The organism is Actinomycetospora sp., assembly GCF_036497245.1.
GTDB lineage: Bacteria > Actinomycetota > Actinomycetes > Mycobacteriales > Pseudonocardiaceae > Actinomycetospora.
This window is the reverse complement of sequence record NZ_DASXJS010000025.1, coordinates 33899-51131: the sequence shown is the minus strand read 5'-3', so window position 1 is coordinate 51131 and position 17233 is coordinate 33899. Positions and strand designations below refer to the sequence as shown.

The 17233-nt window shown below is 74.4% G+C and carries 19 protein-coding genes; 7 read left to right on the top strand and 12 right to left on the bottom strand.

The genetic code is table 11. The features are described 5' to 3' along the window. Positions 1-13: 13 nt before the first annotated feature. Positions 14-877 carry a hypothetical protein gene (locus tag VGI02_RS03395; RefSeq protein ID WP_331625843.1) on the bottom strand — a complete coding sequence of 288 codons (864 nt, stop codon included), beginning with the start codon at positions 875-877 and terminating at the stop codon, positions 14-16. 145 nt (positions 878-1022) lie between these two features. On the opposite strand from VGI02_RS03395, the gene VGI02_RS03390 reads away from it, so the two are divergent. Then, the gene (locus tag VGI02_RS03390) at positions 1023-2177 is read left to right on the top strand and encodes a septum formation family protein (RefSeq protein WP_331625842.1); all 1155 of its coding nucleotides are present in this window, start codon (positions 1023-1025) and stop codon (positions 2175-2177) included. Between the two features lie 8 nt (positions 2178-2185). Next, on the top strand, positions 2186-2524 hold the full coding sequence (locus VGI02_RS03385) for a metallopeptidase family protein (RefSeq protein WP_331625841.1): 339 nt from the start codon (positions 2186-2188) through the stop codon (positions 2522-2524). Positions 2525-2543: 19 nt separating this feature from the next. Here the strand turns inward: VGI02_RS03385 and VGI02_RS03380 are convergent, their stop codons facing one another. The 3 genes from VGI02_RS03380 to VGI02_RS03370 are packed head-to-tail and all read right to left on the bottom strand — an operon-like array spanning position 2544 to position 5199. Beyond that, a complete protein-coding gene (locus VGI02_RS03380; RefSeq protein WP_331625840.1) occupies positions 2544-3218 on the bottom strand; it encodes a histidine phosphatase family protein in 675 nt (224 codons plus the stop codon). Positions 3219-3224: 6 nt separating this feature from the next. Then, a complete protein-coding gene (gene pheA / locus VGI02_RS03375) occupies positions 3225-4208 on the bottom strand; it encodes a prephenate dehydratase (protein ID WP_331625839.1) in 984 nt (327 codons plus the stop codon). Position 4209: 1 nt separating this feature from the next. Continuing rightward, complete coding sequence (locus VGI02_RS03370; protein WP_331625838.1) at positions 4210-5199, bottom strand: hypothetical protein; 990 nt, start codon at positions 5197-5199, stop codon at positions 4210-4212. Positions 5200-5418: 219 nt separating this feature from the next. On the opposite strand from VGI02_RS03370, the gene VGI02_RS03365 reads away from it, so the two are divergent. Continuing rightward, positions 5419-6228, top strand: coding sequence for a DUF2470 domain-containing protein (locus VGI02_RS03365; protein ID WP_331625837.1), 810 nt, complete (start codon positions 5419-5421; stop codon positions 6226-6228). Here the strand turns inward: VGI02_RS03365 and VGI02_RS03360 are convergent. After that, the gene (locus tag VGI02_RS03360) at positions 6185-6538 is read right to left on the bottom strand and encodes a DUF3817 domain-containing protein (RefSeq protein WP_414638185.1); all 354 of its coding nucleotides are present in this window, start codon (positions 6536-6538) and stop codon (positions 6185-6187) included. The genes VGI02_RS03365 and VGI02_RS03360 overlap by 44 nt on opposite strands. A 17-nt stretch (positions 6539-6555) precedes the next feature. Beyond that, entirely contained in the window at positions 6556-7035 is a 480-nt protein-coding gene (locus tag VGI02_RS03355; RefSeq protein WP_331625836.1) for a hypothetical protein, read from the bottom strand. 73 nt (positions 7036-7108) lie between these two features. Between VGI02_RS03355 and VGI02_RS03350 the strand changes: the two genes are divergently transcribed. Both VGI02_RS03350 and VGI02_RS03345 read left to right on the top strand, forming a co-directional pair. Next, entirely contained in the window at positions 7109-7939 is an 831-nt protein-coding gene (locus tag VGI02_RS03350; protein ID WP_331625835.1) for a CPBP family intramembrane glutamic endopeptidase, read from the top strand. Between the two features lie 106 nt (positions 7940-8045). Further along, positions 8046-9044, top strand: a complete 999-nt coding sequence (locus VGI02_RS03345; RefSeq protein WP_331625869.1) for a Rieske (2Fe-2S) protein — start codon at positions 8046-8048, stop codon at positions 9042-9044. Here VGI02_RS03345 and VGI02_RS03340 read toward each other — a convergent pair. Beyond that, complete coding sequence (locus tag VGI02_RS03340) at positions 9020-9751, bottom strand: class I SAM-dependent methyltransferase (RefSeq protein ID WP_414638184.1); 732 nt, start codon at positions 9749-9751, stop codon at positions 9020-9022. The genes VGI02_RS03345 and VGI02_RS03340 overlap by 25 nt on opposite strands. A gap of 225 nt (positions 9752-9976) precedes the next feature. On the opposite strand from VGI02_RS03340, the gene VGI02_RS03335 reads away from it, so the two are divergent. Both VGI02_RS03335 and VGI02_RS03330 read left to right on the top strand, forming a co-directional pair. Continuing rightward, positions 9977-11383 carry a ferric reductase-like transmembrane domain-containing protein gene (locus VGI02_RS03335; protein ID WP_331625833.1) on the top strand — a complete coding sequence of 469 codons (1407 nt, stop codon included), beginning with the start codon at positions 9977-9979 and terminating at the stop codon, positions 11381-11383. A gap of 2 nt (positions 11384-11385) precedes the next feature. Then, on the top strand, positions 11386-11937 hold the full coding sequence (locus VGI02_RS03330) for a ferritin (protein WP_331625832.1): 552 nt from the start codon (positions 11386-11388) through the stop codon (positions 11935-11937). A gap of 20 nt (positions 11938-11957) precedes the next feature. On the opposite strand, the gene VGI02_RS03325 is transcribed toward VGI02_RS03330, so the two are convergent. The 5 genes from VGI02_RS03325 to VGI02_RS03305 form a co-directional block, all read right to left on the bottom strand. Next, the gene (locus tag VGI02_RS03325; protein ID WP_331625831.1) at positions 11958-12884 is read right to left on the bottom strand and encodes a DUF4328 domain-containing protein; all 927 of its coding nucleotides are present in this window, start codon (positions 12882-12884) and stop codon (positions 11958-11960) included. Between the two features lie 4 nt (positions 12885-12888). After that, complete coding sequence (locus tag VGI02_RS03320) at positions 12889-13194, bottom strand: rhodanese-like domain-containing protein (protein ID WP_331625830.1); 306 nt, start codon at positions 13192-13194, stop codon at positions 12889-12891. Positions 13195-13314: 120 nt separating this feature from the next. Next, positions 13315-14991, bottom strand: a complete 1677-nt coding sequence (locus tag VGI02_RS03315; RefSeq protein ID WP_331625829.1) for a monocarboxylic acid transporter — start codon at positions 14989-14991, stop codon at positions 13315-13317. Then, the gene (locus VGI02_RS03310) at positions 14988-15347 is read right to left on the bottom strand and encodes a DUF485 domain-containing protein (protein WP_331625828.1); all 360 of its coding nucleotides are present in this window, start codon (positions 15345-15347) and stop codon (positions 14988-14990) included. Before VGI02_RS03310 ends, VGI02_RS03315 begins: the two co-directional genes overlap by 4 nt. 164 nt (positions 15348-15511) lie before the next feature. Beyond that, a complete protein-coding gene (locus tag VGI02_RS03305; RefSeq protein ID WP_331625827.1) occupies positions 15512-17233 on the bottom strand; it encodes a sodium/solute symporter in 1722 nt (573 codons plus the stop codon).

Here is a 17233-nt window from a genome sequence, read left to right as displayed (position 1 = left end):
CGGGACCCGGCGATCAGCTGCCCGACGACGAGCCGGACCCCGACGACGAGCCCGAGCCCGATGAGCTCCCCGAGGAGCTGCCGGACACACCGAGCCCGCCACGGCTGACGGTGCCGCTGGACGACGTGGAGCCCAGGCTGCTGCCCGACGTGCCGCTGCGGATGCTCGTCCCGCTCGGCGGCGCGGTGGTGGATCCGCCGCGGGCGACCGTGCCGACGGGCGAGCTGGAGCCGTAGTTGTAGTGGTACTGGTTGCCGAAGCCGCCGAGGAAGATCGGGACGAAGCCGCCGTGGTACGACCCGTTGGTGGAGTTGCCGCCGCAGTTGCTGTCGTCGACGACGACGCCGTTCTGGTCGGTGCACTGGGCGGCGACCTCGTCGTCGCTCCCGGAGGACGCGTAGGCGATCGCGACGATCGCGGCGACCCCAACGGCGACCCCGCCCCCGATGAGCACCCGCTTGCGGATCTTCGACTTGCGCTGCTCGGCGGCGGCCGCGGCCTCCTCCTGCGCCTTGCGGCGGCGCTCGGCCTCCCGGCGGGCCCGCTGCTCGGCGACGGTGGGTTCCCGGGGCGTGCTGGTCTCGGGGTCCTGGTAGCGGACCCGGCCGCGCCGGGGTTCGTCGTCAGGAGAGGCGCCCACGGCGGTCCCGTCCGCGGCGTCGTCGCCGGGCACGGCGTGCCGGCCGGTCGACTCCCCGGTCTCGCCGTCCTGCCCCGCGTTCCACCAGGGCTGGTCGGTGCGCTCGGTCGGCGCCCCGGACGAGGCGGCCCCGCCCACGGCCGGGGACCCCGACGGCGGCGTCGCCGCGTCGTCGGCGGATCCCCCGCTCGGAGGCTCGGGGTGGCGGCGGGGCGTGCCGCCGGGGTCCTCGCTCATGTCCTCACTCCTCCGCCACACGACCGGCCCGTCAGGGTCCCCCCGCGAGGAAGACAAGTCCGGCACGCGGCATGATGTCAGCACCATGGTCCTACGGGAACGTCCGTCCTCCGGGCGAGGGCGAAGCGACGACAGCCACGACCGGGTGGCCGACGACACGGACGGTCACGCCGCGCGGCGGCTCGCCGCGCGCCGTGGAGTGATCGGCGTCCTCGCCGGAGCCCTCATCATGCTCCTCGCCGCCAGCGCGTTCGCGGCGACCGGCAACGGCCTGGGCTTCCTCGGGCTCGCCGGCAACGAGTCCGGCTCCTCCTCCGGGGTCCTCGGCGGGTCGAGCAGCGGACCGGAGACCGACAAGCCGGAACTCGCGACCGCGCCTGCCAGCTGCCTGACCTGGCAGCGCACCGACGGGGCCGACGTCCGCCAGGTCGACTGCAAGGCGTCGCACCTGTTCGAGACGGCGGGCCCGGTGAAGGCGGCCCTCCCCGACGGCGCACCGTTCCCGGCCGACGCCGCGTGGCAGAAGCTCGTCGCGGACCAGTGCGGCCCCCTGGTCCAGCGCTACATCGGCAAGCCGCTCGACCCGACCGGGCGCTACAAGGTCGGCGCGCTCAAGCCCACCGCCGCGGCCTGGGGCGACGGCGACCGGACCGTGCGCTGCGGCCTGCAGGCGCCCGGGCGCAGCGGGGCGTTGTTCTCGTCGACCGGCAAGGTCGCCGACGCCGACCAGGCCGTGGTCTTCTCGCCCGGCACCTGCCTCGGGCTCTCCGGCAAGGAGGTCTCCGACCCGGTGTCCTCGTGCGCGAAGACCCACGCCGCCGAGGTCGCGGGCACCGTGGACCTCGGTTCGAAGTTCCCCGGCGCCCTGCCCTCGGTCGACGACCAGGACAACTTCCTGCAGCCCGAGTGCACCAAGGTCGCGCAGAACGCGGCAGGCGCGCAGAAGCTCACCGACTCGAAGCTCACCGTGTACTGGACCAACGTCAACCAGGCCTCCTGGGACGCGGGCACCCGCCGCGTGAGCTGCGACATGGGCTCGCTGCTCGGCGACAACTCCGGTTTCGCCCCCCTCACCGGCGCGGTGAAGGACGGCGTGAAGATCGGCGGCGAGGCCCCGGCGTCGCCCGACCCGCTGCCCCCGGCAGGCGCGCCCGCCGTCGAGCCTGCCGATCCCGCGGCGACGACGTCGGCGGCCGCCCCCACCCAGGCGCCCGCGAACCAGGCGCCCGCCAAGCCGGGCCTCCCGAGCGTGCTGCCCTCGCTCCCGCCGCTCCTGCCCGGCGGCGGGACCGGGAACTAGACCCCTCGGTGGACCCGGAGCGGTTCGCCGACCTCGTCGGGGAGGCCCTCGACGAGCTCCCGGCCGAGCTGCTGCGCGCGATGGACAACGTCGTCGTGCTCGTCGAGCCCCGCCACCCCGAGGACCCGGAGCTGCTGGGGCTCTACGAGGGCATCGCGCTCACCGAGCGGACCAGCGACTACGGCGGCGTCCTCCCCGACCGGATCACGCTGTACCGCGACGCCCTCGTCGACGCCTGCGCGGACGACGACGAGCTGCGCGATGAGGTCGCGATCACCGTGGTGCACGAGATCGCCCACCACTTCGGGATCGACGAGGCGACCCTGCACCGGCTCGGATGGGGCTAGGCGCCCGCGGGCCCGGGCCTCAGCCCCCGGTCGCGTCCCGGGACGACGCCAGCCCGCCCGGGGCCTCGCGGCGCCACGCCTCGAGCACCCACCCGCCGTCGGGCGCCGAGCGCAGCACCACCCGCCCGCAGTTGTCGACGTGGTCGTCGGGTCCGAGGTCGTCGAGCTCGCCCACGAGCGCGTGGGCCACCACCCGCAGCACCGCCCCGTGGCTGACGAGCACGATCGCGCCCCCGTCCGTGCCGTGCTCGTCCCGCAGGCCGGCCACCGCGGGCAGGTAGCGGTCCAGGACGTCCTGCCCGGACTCGCCGCCGGGCATCCGCGCGGTGAGGTCCCCGCCGCGCCAGGCCTCGTAGGTGGCGCGGAAGACCTCGATCGAGCGCTCGTCGTTGCGGCCCTCGAGATCGCCGACCTGCACCTCGAAGGTGCCCTCGACGACCGCGGGCGTCAGCCCGAGCGACGGCGCGACGAGCCCCGCGGTCTCCTGCGCACGCCGCGCGGCGGAGCTGGCGAGGACGGTGACGGGACCCACGGGGTCGGCGGCGAGCTCCTTGCCGAGCGCCTCGGCCTGCAGGCGGCCCAGGTCGGTCAACCCGGGCCCCGGGAGCACCGTGTCGAGCGTCTTCGCGACATTCGCCGGGGTCTGGCCGTGACGGGCGAGCACGAGGCGCAGCACGCCTCCCATCACTACCATGCGCGCTCAGACACCGAGCGCGTCGTCCGGGACCTCACGCAGTGCGTTCAGCCACCCCGCCGCCGCGTCGTAGTCGGCGGTGCCCTGTCCCGCGACCGGGGGCGCGACGGGCGGGGACGGCGCCGTCGAGCCCGGCGGCACCGTCGCGCGCGGGTACGAGCCGAGGAACCGCAGCTCGGTGCAGCGGCGGTGCAGCGCGGCGAGCGCCTCCCCCATCGCCTGCTCGGCGACGTGGCCCGCCCCGTCGAGGAAGAACCAGTAGGTCCCGAGCCGCTCCTTCGAGGGACGGGATTCGATGCGGGTCAGGTCGACCCCGCGGATCGCGAACTCGGTGAGGATCGCGAGCAGCGCGCCGGGCTCGTTGACCGTGGTCGCGGCGATCGAGGTGCGGTCGGTGCCGGTCGGGGCGGGAAGCCGGGCGCCCGCCGGGGCCGCGACGACGAAGCGGGTCACCGCGTCGCCGCTGTCGTGCACCCCGTCGGCGAGGATCTCCAGGCCGTAGTGCCCGGCGGCCACCGGCGCGCACACCGCGGCGTCGACCTGCCCGTCGGCGACGGCGGCCGCGGCGGCCGCCGTGGAGGGGGTCATGCGGATCTCGGCGTCGGGCAGGTGCGCCGCGAGCCAGCGGCGGGTCTGGGCCTCGCCGTGGGGGTGCGAGGCCACGGTCCGTACGTCGGCGTGCGTGGTCCCGGGGCGCACCAGCACCGCGAAGCGCACCGGCAGGAGGATCTCCCGGACGACCACCACGGACGGCGCCTCCACGAGACCGTCCATGGTCGCGGGGACGGCGCCCTCGACCGAGCTCTCGATCGGCACGCACGCCAGCCCGACCTCGCCCGCGCGCAGCAGGTCGAGCGCGGCGGTGGTGCTCGCGGCCGGCCGCAGCCGGGAAGCGGCGAGCGCCGAGCCCGGTGCCTCGACGAGCGAGCGCAGGGCCTGTTCGCAGAAGGTGCCGTGCGGCCCGAGGAACGCGATGTCCGGCGCGGTCACGTCAGACCAGGCCCAGGCGGGCCATCTCGGCGCCCTGGTCGGCGGGCGCGGTCGAGCCGAACGACGACAGGTGCGCCCGCACCCGCGTCGCGGTCGGCTCGTCGACCCCGGAGACCTCCGCGGCCAGGGCGTCCGCGTCGGTGGCGTCCAGGGCGTCGCGGACGGCCTCCACGAGCTCGGGGGACGGGTCGACGACCGCGATCCCGGGCGTTCCGCCCTCGTCGTCGCCGGTCGTTGCCCCGCCGTCGTGGGGACCTCCGGCGGTGGCCTCCGGGACGGAACCCAGGGCCCGGCTGACCGCGACCATCAGGTTGAGCCAGCCGTGGTGGTCGAACCCGGTGTCCGGGTCGACGTGGCGGGCCGCGCCCTGCAGCCCGATGCTCGCCGTGAACGAGCGCCCCGAGGCGGCGACCAGCGCGAGGAACCGCGACACGTCGGTGACCCCGGGGAAGACCCCCGCGCGGTCGCCGCCGCAGCGCAGCTTCGGCCGGCACCCGTGCCCGACGACCCGCCGGACGCCGGCGATCCAGTCGTCGGAGCCGTCGGCGTCGGGACGGCGGGGCTCCACGACGGCGACGACGTCGTCGGGGACGAACTCGGTGACGCGCTCGAGCCAGACCGAGTCGACGTCGTGCGGGGCGGGCATCTCGACGACGGCGGTGGTGAGCAGCGCCGCCCGCGAGGTGGTCAGCGACAGCGCCTTCGGGACCCCGCCCAGACCGGTGTCGACCGAGAGCGTGATCGGCACCGGGACCGCGGGCCGCCGCTTCACCAGCTCGGCGACGAACTCCTGCAGGCGCGAGACCGGCACCACCAGAGAGCCGAGCAGGCCTCCGCGGTCGCCGTCGCGGGCGTCGAGGTGGGCCTCGAGCACGTCGGACATCTCCGGCCGCGGGCCGGGCGAGACGAGTGCGGCGTCGTCGAGGATGCGCGCGAGGAGCGGGGGCACACCGTCGACCGGTGCCCCACCGGCCTGGGGGACGGTGGACACGAGGGGAACGGTAGCGGTCGCGTCGTTCCCGGTTCTGCACCGGGGCGAGCGGAGCGACGGGGGACGTGACCGGGGCGAGCGGAGCGACGGGGGACGTGACCGGGGCGAGCGGAGCGACGGGGGAGTTGACGGGGTGCATGTGCCACGAGATCAGGTCTTGCTCTCTCCCGGACGAGTTCGGTTAGGCTCACCTAACCAACCGGATCCCGGAGGAGCCCGATGGCCAGGAGCTGCCCGCACCAGCCGCCCGTCCCCAGCCCGGCCGAGCGCGCCCGGGCCACCGCGGTCCGCGCGAGCGGCGCGTCGCTCATCGCCGGGCCCCTCGAGGGGTGCGATCCCGAGGAGGGCGGCCGGGTCACACCGGTCCTGCACCACGTGCCCGCCTCCGGCGCGGCGACGCTCCAGCTTGCCGCGGACCACCCGCTCGTGACCCTCACCAGGACCCGGGAGTACCTGCCGGTGATGCTCGAGCTCACCGACACGGCGCCGCTGCCGGTGCGTCAGCCGGTCCGCGGCCTGGTGTGGGTGGCCGGGCGGGTCCGGGTGCTCCCGACCCGCGTGGCCCGGCGGGCGGCGCTGCGGATCGCGGCCGACTCCGCCGACGAGCGACTGCTCGACGTCGGGCACTCGGACGTGCTGCTGCGCATGGACCCGGGGTCGGTGGTGCTCTCCGACGCCGAGGGCACGGGGACGTTCACCCCCGCCGAGGTCGCCGCGGCGGCGCCCGACCCCTTCGTGAGCTGCGGGGACTCGTGGCTCTCCCATCTCGCCCTCGCCCACGGCTCGCTGCTCACCGGGCTCGCCCGGCACCTGCCGCCCGCGCTGCGCCGTCCCGAGCACACCCTGGTGCCGCTCGGGGTCGACCGGCTCGGGCTGCGGCTCCGGGTGGAGACCGACCGCGGCGACCACGACGTCCGGATCGGGTTCTCGACCCCGGTGGTCTGCTCGCGGATGCTCGGGGCGGAGGTGCGCCGCCTCGCCGAGCTCAGCCCTGCGGCTCCTGCCCACCATCCCGCAGCGGAGCGGTGACCTTCCGCTCGGCGACGAACGAGACGAACGGGATGGTGCCGGCCAGGGCGACCAGGAGCAGGCGCCCCACCGGCCAGCGGCTCTTGACCCCGAGATCGGCGGTCAGCGCCAGGTAGCCCATGTACAGGAACCCGTGGATGGGGCCGACGATCGCGACGAGCATCGGGTCCCCGGCGAAGTACTTGAGCGGCATCGCGATCAGGACGAGCACGAGCAGCCCGACCCCGACCACCCAGGCCATCACCCGGTAGCGCTTCATCGCGGCGACGATCTTCGGGGTTAGCGCCGTCGTCGGGGTCGGTGCACTCACGCAGGAATCCTCGGGGGTCAGGGGGACTCGTCGGCAGCGTTCACGTCGGAGCGCGCGAGCGCGGCGAGCATGGCGTTGTAGTCGGTGCGGGCGCGCCCCCGGGCGGGGGTGCCCGCCCCGTCGCCGGGCCGCACCCCGGCGGGCCGGGGAGTGAACGGTCCGGCCCCGGGGGGGACGTCGACGACGGCGGCCGGGCTCGGCCCGGCGTCGCCGGACTCCGTGACGTGAAGGGCCGCGTCGGGGTCCTCGATCTCGCCGCGGATCACGGCCAGCTGCCGGGACTCGGTGTGGAGCATGCGCCACCACAGGGCCGCGAAGAACACGCCGAACAGCGGCCACTGCAGGGCGTAGCCGGCGTTGAGCAGCGAGCCGGTGGGCGACTCCGCCCGGATGAGCTGCCAGTAGGCCATCCCCCCGCAGACGATCACCGCGGCGATCGCGAGCAGCGTCCAGCCGACCCACCGGGGGGTGGCGAGCACTCGGAGGACACGTCCCACACCGGCGAGGTTACCGACGGGCGCGTGAATGCACGCGAAGCGTCGTCCCCCGGGCCCCTAGGCTGACCGCCCGATGACCGCCACCCCGCCCCTGGGCCGCGTGCGGGCGTGGCTCGCGCCGCCGCGCCCCGCCGACGTGGAGGTGGTCGACGGGCGCGAGCGCCGCTTGCTGGTGACCGAGATCCTCGTCGTCGCCACCGTGACCCTGGGCCTGTCCGGCCTGCGCTCGCTCGTCTCCCTGCTCGACTCGCTCGCGGCCCCTGTGCCGCTGGCCTCCCGGCAGGTCTCGATCGACAAGCCGCTCGCCACCGACGCCTGGGTGGACCTCGCGGCCCAGTTGGCGTCGTCGCTGCAGCTGGTCGCGTGGGGCGGGCTGGGGCTCTACCTGCTGCTGCGCGCCGGGTCCGGTCCACGCGCGGTTGGGCTCGACGGGAGCCGACCGGGACGCGACATCGGGTCGGCCCTGGGGCTCGCCGCGCTGATCGGGATCCCGGGGCTGGGGTTCTACCTGGTGACCCGCGCGCTCGGGATCAACCTCACCGTGGTGCCCTCGCTGCTCGACGACCACTGGTGGCGGCTGCCGGTCCTCGTGCTGTCGGCGCTGGCGAACTCGTGGGCCGAGGAGGTCCTCGTCGTCGGGTGGCTGCTGACGGTGCTGCGGCGGCTGGGGCTCTCGGAGAACCGGGCGCTGGCCGTCTCGGCCCTGCTGCGCGGCTCGTACCACCTCTACCAGGGCTTCGGCGGCGGACTGGGCAACGTGATCATGGGGTTGGTGTTCGGGCGGTACTGGCAGCGCACCGGACGGCTGTGGCCGCTCGTGGGGGCGCACGCGCTGATCGACGTCGTGGCGTTCGTCGGATCGGCGCTCCTGGCGGGGAAGGTGTCGTTCCTGCCGGGGTCGTGACGAGCGAACACACCCACGTTCGTCGCAGCCAGACGTGCATCCGGCCACAGAGCGCGCCCGTAGACCTGCGGCGTCCCCCGCCCGGGCCCTAGCGTCGGGGACCGTGCTGGACAAGCGCCCCGCCCGTCGTCCCGTGAACCCGCTGCGCCGCCTGTCGGGCGAGCGGTGGGAAGCGATGGAACCGACCTGGCGCGACGCGAGGCCCGGCGTCATCCACGCGGCGCTCGAGCGGGCGAAGGCCCGGCCGTCGGGGAACTGGTTCGTCGTCGGGGCCTCGCGCGACGTCCGCCCCGGCACCCCGTTGGGCAGGACGGTGGCCGGCGTGGAACTGGTGCTGTGGCGCACCCCCGGCGGAGACCTGCACGCGGGGCCCGGCGCCTGCCCGCACCTGGGCGCGGCCCTGTCGACCGCCACGCAGTCGGGGTGCGAGCTCATCTGCCGCTGGCACGGGCTGGCGCTCGGGCCGTCCGGGCGGGCGGGCTGGCGGACCCTGCCCGCGCACGACGACGGGGTGCTGGCCTGGGTCCGGCTCGACGCGGTGGGCGGGGAGGAACCCACGGGCGCCCCGGTCGTGCCGGTGCGTCCGCGGCACACCGAGAGCCTGGTCGCGGTCGCCACGATGGTCGGGACCTGCGAGCCCGACGACGTCGTCGCGAACCGCCTCGACCCCTGGCACGGTGCCTGGTTCCACCCGCACTCGTTCGCCGACCTGCGCGTCGACTCGGCCCCGGGCCGGACCGCGGGCGAGGACGAGGACCACTTCGACCTGCACGTCGCGTTCCGGCTGACCCGCCGCTACGGCGTTCCCGTGCAGGCCCGGTTCACCTGCCCGGACCCGCGCACCGTCGTCATGCACATCACCCGCGGCGAGGGGGCGGGCAGCGTCGTCGAGACCCACGCGACGCCGCTGGCCCCGCACCCGGACGGCCGGGCGCGCACCCAGGTGACCGAAGCCGTCGTCGCGCACTCCGAGCGGTCGGGGTTCGCCCACGCCCGTCGCGCCCAGCCGCTGGCCCGCCCGCTCATGGCGTGGGCGGCGAAGCGCCTGTGGGTCGACGACATCTCCTACGCCGAACGGCTCTACGAGGTGCGCCGCCGGCGGTGACCCACGATGGTGTGCACGATGCCGCGCTGCCAGCCGTCCATCGGTTCGACGTGCACGTGCTCGAGCCCGGCGCGGGTCATCCGCCCGGTGAGCCGGGTCAGCCCGTCGAACGCGAGCACGCTGCGCCAGAGGTAGCGGTACAGCGACGCGTCCCCGGTCACCCGCCGGCCGAGCGGGATGACGATCGCCCAGCACACCGCGGTCCACACCGCCTTCGCGTAGGTCGAGTCCGCCACCGAGTACTCGTGCACGGCCAGCGGCGCGCCCGGCGCCAGCAGCCCGCGCAGCCCGGCCACCCCCGCCGTGACGTCGGGGAGGTTGCGCAACAGGTACGCGGCCAGGATGCCGTCGAACGGCCCGTCCACGCCCGCCGCGGCCAGGTCCTCGGCCCGCGAGTGCACGAAGCACACGGTCGAGGGCCACGCCTTCGCCCGCGCCTGCGCGAGCATCTCCACCGAGGCGTCCGCCGCGACGATCTCCGCCTCCGGGTAGGTCTCCAGCAGCGCCTGCGTCGAGAGGCCCGTGCCACAACCGACGTCGAGCAGCCGCAGGCCCGCGCCGCGACCCGGCAGACCGAGGCGCGCCGCCGAGCGGCGCAGGTGGTCGAAGTACCCGGGGTTCGCGCCGACGAGCCGGTCGTAGGACGACGCGTCCTGGTCGAACGCCGCGGGCACCTCGGCGGTCTCGCGCGCCCGGTCGAAGATCACGGGCGCCATCCTGCCGGGTGGCCGGTTCGGCGGGCCCGGCGGCCCGGGCTGGGTGCACGTGTCACCGAAGCTGAGAGCCCGATCCCGCACAAGGATCATCACCGCGTCCGATCGGAGCATCACGGTGGCCCGTCGTCGCCCGGCAGCGGGCTCTCGGCGCGATCGACGGGTGGGAGTTCTCAGACTCGCCGATCACGAACAGGTCACGGCCCTAGCGTCCCGATCGTGCGCAGACGGATGACGACGACGGCGTGGGCGGGGGCCCTGGTCCTGATGGCCGTGGTGCCCTTCGCGATGTCGGCCTGGCGGGGGAACTCCACCCGGATCGGCTCGATGCTCTCGGTGGGCCTCGGGGTGCTGGGGCTCGGGGCGCTGGTCGTGGTCGTGCTCGTCCCGTCCCGGATCCGCACGCTGACCCGTGCCTTCGGTGTCGACCGGGTCATGGGCCTGCACCGCTGGCTCGGCACCCTCGCCCTCGTCGCGGTCGTCATGCACGCCGCCGTCGCCCTGTGGAACCACCAGGAACTGCTCAACCCGTTCACCGCACGGGCCACCGCGCAGGTCGGCTGGGGCGCGCTGGTGTCCCTGCTGCTCGTGGGCGGGGTCGCCGCCGGGGGACGCAGGCCGGGGGCCCGCTACGAGATCTGGGCGCGCCTGCACGTGGGGCTCGCCGCCGCCGGGCTCCTGCTCGCGGGCCTGCACGTGCTCTGGCTGAACCACCTCGTCGCCGACCCGGTCATGCGGGTGTGCCTGGTCGTGCTGTCCGGGGTGCTGCTCGCCGTGCTCTCCCACCGCTGGGTCTGGCGCCCGCTGTTCTCCCGGCAGGGCGCCTACGTCGTGTACGGCGTGCGCCGGGAGGGGCCGAGCGTGTCCACCCTCGTGCTGGCGCCGGTGCACCTGCGCCGCGGCGGCATGCGGTTCGACCCGGGCCAGTTCGTGTGGCTGCGTCTCCGGCGGGCCGTCGTCGGCACCGAGGAGCACCCGTTCACGATCGCCTCGAGCGCGAACGTCACCGGCCGCCTGGAGCTCACCGTCCGCGACCAGGGCGACTTCTCGCACCGGGTCGCCGCCCTGGGCCAGGGCCAGAAGGTGTGGCTCGACGGCCCGCACGGCTCGTTCACCGCCGAGCAGGACCGCGGCTGCGCCGGCCTGGTTCTGGTCGCGGGCGGGGTCGGGATCACGCCCATGATGAGCATGCTGCGCACGCTCGCCGAGCGCGGCGACACCCGCGGTCACCGGCTCGTCCTCGCCGAGCGCGGCTCCGAGCCGCTGTTCGCCGACGAGCTCGACGTGCTGAGCCGCCGGCTCGACCTCGAGATCATCCGGACCGCCGGGCGGCGCGTGGATCTCTCGATGCTCACCGAGGTGCTCCCCGGGCGCCCCTGGCGCGACGAGCTGGACTACTTCGTGTGCGGACCGCCCTCGCTCCTGGCCGGGACGCTCGCCGCGCTCGAGCAGCTCGCGGTCCCGGTGGGACGGGTGCACACCGAGCAGTTCGGCTGGTCCGGGCCGATGCCCGTGACCGCGCCCGCCGGCTCCGGGCCGGCGCCGGGAACCCCTCGCACGGCGGGCCACCGTGTGACTTCCCGGCCGGCGGCGGACGCGAGGGCGCGCGAACCCTACACTCGGTGACTATGAACGACCCCTCGTCGACGTTCCACGAACTCCTGCGGGAGCAGATCCGGCACGAGTTCACGGCGTCCCAGCAGTACACCGCCGTCGCCGTGTACTGCGACGACGAGGACCTGCCGCAGCTCGCGGCGCACTTCTACGCACAGGCGCTCGAGGAGCGCAACCACGCGATGGGCATGGTCCAGTACCTGCTCGACAACGACGTGGTGGTCCGCATCCCGGGGATCGACGAGGTCCGCAACGACTTCAAGTCGGTCGAGGACGTGGTCGGGCTGGTCCTCGAGCAGGAGAGGCGGGTGACCGACCAGATCACCCTGCTCGCCCGCTCGGCCCGCGACCAGGGCGACTACCTGGGCGAGCAGTTCATGCAGTGGTACCTCAAGGAGCAGGTCGAGGAGGTCGCCTCGATGACGACGCTGCTGCGTATCGTGCGCCGCGCGGGCGACAACCTGTTCCACGTCGAGGACTTCGTCGCCCGCGAGATGCCCGGTGGCGCAGGCTCCGACCCGACCGCACCGCCCTCGGCCGGCGGGGTCGCCACGCTGGGCGGCTGACCCCCGCCCGACCCGGCCCCTCAGGCCGCCGCCGGGCGGACCACCCAGGTGCGCCCGGTCGGGCGCAGCTCGGGGGCGAGCAGCTCCGTGAGGTGCGCGACGACGCGGACGGTCGCCCAGGCGGTCACGACGGCGGCGACGTCGACGAACGCGTGCAGCACCACGCCGTTCGCCAGGGCCTGGGTGCTCGTCCAGAACCCGTGCACCACGGTGAGGACCCCGAGCACCACGCCGACCGCCCAGGTCGCCCACCACGTGAGCACCGGACGGGACGGCACGGGCCGCGCCGCCGGGTCCCGCCCCGCGGCGGCGTGCTCGATCTCGGTGAGGGTCGCGCCGGGCACGGTGAGCGTGAACGGCGGCAGGACGCAGCCCAGCAGCAGCACCCGGGTGGAGCGCCACGGGCGGGTCCCGGAGATCCCGGCGGCGAGGCCCCGCCCGGCGACCAGCCAGCGCAGGAACATCACCCCGGTCGCGAGCGCGGCCACCGGGGTGAGCAGGCCGAACAGCGTCACGACCACATCCGAGAGGCCCAGGGCCACCCCGGAGAGCGCCCGGTCACGGGACAGCAGCAGCAGGACGTAGCGGAAGACCTCGCCCGCGAAGGCGATCCCGGCGAGCAGGCCGGTGGTGATCGCGAGCCGGCGCAGCAGCGCGGCGTCGATCCGCAGCCCGTCCAGCGGGTCGGGGGCGGGACGGGGCGGCAGGGGCCCGTCCGGGCTCCCCGGCTCCGGGCGCGCGGCCCACGGCCAGAGGCTCCACCGGGGGATCTGGCGATAGCGCGGCGGTCCGGCGTACCGGAGCCTCGCCGCGACGGGCTCGCGGGGACGCAGCGCGTCGGGAGTGCTCGCCACCCACCGCACGCCGCTCAGCACGCGGCCGCAGTGCACGCAGAACCGGCCGGACTCGCCGGGCGGCTGTTCCCGGCCGCAGCGCGGGCAGGTCACCGGATCACACCACCTGCGCGGGTCCCGGACCCTCGGTCACGACGGGGCGGCCTGCGGACTCCCAGGCGAGCATCCCGCCGGTGATGTTCACCGCCTCGCGGCCCTGACCGACCAGGTACGCCGTCACCTGCGCCGACCGGCCACCGACGCGGCAGACCACCGCGAGCGGCCCGTCCGGGACGTCGTCGAGCCGGGACAGGAACTGCGACATCGGCACGTGGACCGCGTCCGGCGCGTGGCCCGCGCCCCACTCGTCGTCCTCGCGGACGTCGAGCAGTGTCGCGCCCTCGGGCACCTCGGTCACTGCCACGGCGGGCACCTCCGACGTCACGGGCGCCCCCACATCTCACGCATCCACCCATCAGACCACATGTCGTGCTGCGCCCTCGTGAGCACCGAGGTGCGCTCGGTGCTCACGAGGCGAAGCCACCTAGTGCGTGACGGCCGTGGCCGACGCGCCCGCCCCGGTCATGGAGCGGACCTCCATCTCGGCAGCCTTGCGGTCGAACTCGACCTGCTCCTCCGGGGAGATGCGGTTGCGGCCGATGTAGGTCCCGACGATCCCGAGGATGAACGACAGCGGGATCGACACGATCCCGGGGTTGTCCAGCGGGAACCAGTGGAAGTCCACGCCCAGGGGGAGCATGGAGCCGCTCTTCCCGTCGGTGACCTTCCCGGACACCGCGGGCGAGAAGATGATCAGGATGATGCTGATCCCCAGCCCGCCGTACATGCTGAACAACGCCCCGGTGGTGTTGAACTTCTTCCAGAACAGCGAGTAGAGCAGCGTCGGCAGGTTCGCCGAGGCGGCCACCGCGAACGCCAGCGCCACCAGGAAGGCCACGTTCTGGCCGTTGGCGAGAATGCCACCGAGCACGGCGACGATCCCGACGACGAGCGCCGTCCGGCGCGCGACCCGCACCTCCGAGCCGGGCTCGGGCTTCCCGTCCTTGATCACCGAGGCGTACACGTCGTGCGCGAACGAGGCCGCCGAGGTGATGGTCAGGCCGGCGACCACGGCGAGGATCGTCGCGAAGGCGACGGCCGAGATGATGCCGAGCAGTACCGTGCCGCCGAGCTGGAAGGCGAGCAGCGGGGCGGCGTCGTTGACGTTCGCCGCCGAGAGCTGCCCCTTCGGCACCAGCGCGGCGGCGCCGTACCCGATCACCAGGGTGAACAGGTAGAAGATGCCGATGATCCAGATCGCCCAGTTCACCGAGCGGCGCGCCTCCTGGGCGGTCGGCACGGTGTAGAAGCGCATCAGGACGTGGGGCAGGCCCGCGGTGCCGAGGACCAGTGCCACCGCGAGCGAGAGGAAGTCGATCCGGCTCGTGGGGGTCTTGCCGTACTGGTTGCCGGCGTCGAGCAGGTTCTTCGCCGAGTTGAAGTCCGCGGCACCGAGCACCGAGGACAGGTTGAAGCCGTAGAGCCCCAGCACCCACACCGTCATGACGGCAGCACCGATCACGAGCAGCGTGGCCTTGATGATCTGCACCCAGGTGGTGCCGCGCATACCGCCGTAGAGCACGTACACGATCATCACGACGCCGACCAGGAAGATGACGAGCGCCTGGCCGTCGAAGATCCCCGGGCTGTTCGGGATCCCCAGCAGCAGTGAGATGAGGCCACCGGCGCCCGCCATCTGTGCGAGCAGGTAGAAGAACGACACGACGAGCGTGGAGATCGCGGCGGCCGCGCGGACCGGCCGCTGGCGCATCCGGAAGCTCAGGACGTCGCCCATCGTGAAGCGCCCGACGTTGCGCAGCAGCTCGGCGACGAGCAGCAGCGCCGTCAGCCAGGCGACGAGGAAGCCGATCGAGTAGAGGAACCCGTCGTAGCCGTTGACGGCGATCGCGCCGGCGATCCCGAGGAACGACGCGGCCGAGAGGTAGTCCCCGGAGATCGCGATGCCGTTCTGCGGCCCGGTGAACGAGGCGCCCGCGGCGTAGTAGTCCGACGCCGTGGTCGAGGACCGGCTGACCCGGTAGACGATGAAGAGGGTGATGACGACGAACACCAGGAAGATCCCGATGTTGAGCGCCGGGCTGCCGAGCTCCTTCGGGGACGCGGCCTGCGTCGGGAGGGCGGCAAGGGCCGGGATGGTCACAGCTTCTCCTCCACGCGGGCCCGGAGCTCCGCGGCGGTCGGGTCGAGGTTCTTCTCGGCATAGCGCGCGTAGGCCACCGCGATGGCGAACGTCGAGGCGAACTGCAGCAGGCCGAGCACGAGGCCCACGGTCAGGTTCGTCTCACCCAGCCTCGTGTTGACCACGCCGGGCGCGAAGTCGGCCAGGAGCACGTACACCAGGAACCAGGCCAGGAACAGGGCGCTCATCATGAAGATGTAGCGGCGCCAGCGGTTGCGGAGCGCCTTGAACTCCGGACTGCGCTGCATCTCCTCGTACGGGGTCGGCACGCCCTCGGGCGGGGCCGAACCGCGTGGACTCTCCTCGGTCGCACTCATGCGCTCTCACCCTTCGCAGGTCGGGGTTTCGCCGGGTGCCGGGTCTTCAACGTCGGAACCCTAGTTGTCGTCACTCCGTGCGAGGTGCTCTTTTCGAGTGGCTCGTTACGTGACGCACCGTATGTCTGGCGTGAGACGGTTCGGGCGGAAGGCGGAGATTCGCCTCACCCGCGACCCACACGCATCTCGCCGAGCCCGAGCCGCTCCGGAGCGTGCAGTCGCAGCAGCGTACGGCCCACGCCCGCGGGGATTCGCGAGGCGGTCGCCCGGCTCACCAGGACCATCGTCAGGACGGCCAGCGGCACCGACACCGCGGCCGGCTGGGAGAGCAGGGTGCCGGGGATCCCCGGCAGGGTCGCTCCGAAGAGGGTCGCGAGCGCGGCCCCGAGCGACAGGACACCGCCCACCGCGATCCCGGCCAGGGCGCCCCGGTCGGTCAGGCCGCGCCACCAGATCCCGAGCAGCAGCAGCGGCGCGAAGGTCGACGCCGCGACGCCGAGGGCCAGCGCGATGGTGTGCGCGAAGTCGAGGCGCGTCATCACCAGGGCGAGCACGATCGGGACGGCCCCCGCGACGTGGGCGGCGATCCGGAAGTCCCCGAGGCGCCCGGGCAGGACGTCGCTGGAGAGCACCCCGGCCACCGAGAGCAGCAGCCCGGCCGAGACCGCGAGCAGGGTCGTCGCGATCCCGGCGGCGACCAGCCCGCCGAGGACCACACCCGGCCAGCCCCCCAGGGCGACCGAGGGCAGCGTCAGCACCGCCGCGTCGCCCTCGCCGCCGACGAGCAGTTGCGGCGCGGACAGGCGGGACAGGGCCCCGAGCACGATCGGCACGATGCTGAACCCGCCGAGCAGCGCGAGGACCAGCACCGTCGTGCGGCGGGCGGCCCGGCCATCGGGGTTCGTGTAGTAGCGCACGAGCACGTGGGGCAGGCCCGCGACGCCGAGGCAGGTCGCGAGCAGCAGCGAGTAGACCCACAGCGGGTCGCGCTCCCCGCTGCCGAACGGCCGGTCCCAGGCCCCCTGGTCGGCGACCGCTCCGTCCACCACCGGGACCCGGGCCCCCGCCGGGAACGCCAGCGTGCTCCCGGCCGCGACCGGGCGCGGGCCGGGCTGCCAGGTGACCGTGCGGGTGGGGCCGTCGCCGCTGACCCGGACCGTCACCGGGTCGGCGACCTGGAGGGTCACCGGGTCGTGGACGGCCACGCTCGTCGGCCGGTCGAAGGTCGCCGGGGCGGCGGGGGCCGCGGGGTCCGCGGCGAGGCCGGTCCCGAGGAACCAGGCGACGAGGACGACGGCCGGGACGGCCAGCGCGACCGCCTTGACCCAGAACCCGAAGGCCTGCACGAAGGTCATCGAGCGCATGCCGCCGAAGGTCACCGCGGCGGTGACGACGACGCCCACCACCAGCACACCCACCCAGCCGGGGGTGCCGGTGAGCACCATGAGCACGAGCCCGGAGGCCTGCAGCTGGGGCACGAGGTAGAGCCAGCCGATGACGCAGACCACCACCGTGGTCATCGTGCGCAGCGCCGCGGAGTCGAGCCGGGTCTCGGCGAAGTCGGGGACGGTGTAGGCACCCGAGCGCCGCAGCGGGGCCGCGACGAAGAGCAGGAGCACGAGGAACCCGGCGACGAAGCCGACCGGGTACCAGAGCCCGTCGACCCCCTGGCTCAGAACGATCCCGGCGATGCCCAGGAACGACGCCACCGACAGCGACTGGCCGGCGATGGCCGCGGCGTTCGCCCGGCTGCGCACGGTCCGCGAGGCGGCGAGGAAGTCGTCGGTGGAGCGGGTGACCCGGACCCCGAGGGAGCCGATGACGATGACCGCGACGGCGGCGAGGCCGGCCAGGACGAGCGCGACCACGGCGTCGACGGTGGACAC

Excerpts from the sequence above, each read along its gene's own strand:
- VGI02_RS03330 (WP_331625832.1), top strand. The coding sequence starts at position 11,386 with ATGAACGACCCCTCGTCGACGTTCCACGAACTCCTGCGGGAGCAGATC.
- VGI02_RS03310 (WP_331625828.1), bottom strand. The coding sequence starts at position 15,347 with ATGAGTGCGACCGAGGAGAGTCCACGCGGTTCGGCCCCGCCCGAGGGC.
- VGI02_RS03395 (WP_331625843.1), bottom strand. The coding sequence starts at position 877 with ATGAGCGAGGACCCCGGCGGCACGCCCCGCCGCCACCCCGAGCCTCCG.
- VGI02_RS03350 (WP_331625835.1), top strand. The coding sequence starts at position 7,109 with ATGACCGCCACCCCGCCCCTGGGCCGCGTGCGGGCGTGGCTCGCGCCG.
- VGI02_RS03365 (WP_331625837.1), top strand. The coding sequence starts at position 5,419 with ATGGCCAGGAGCTGCCCGCACCAGCCGCCCGTCCCCAGCCCGGCCGAG.
- VGI02_RS03380 (WP_331625840.1), bottom strand. The coding sequence starts at position 3,218 with ATGGTAGTGATGGGAGGCGTGCTGCGCCTCGTGCTCGCCCGTCACGGC.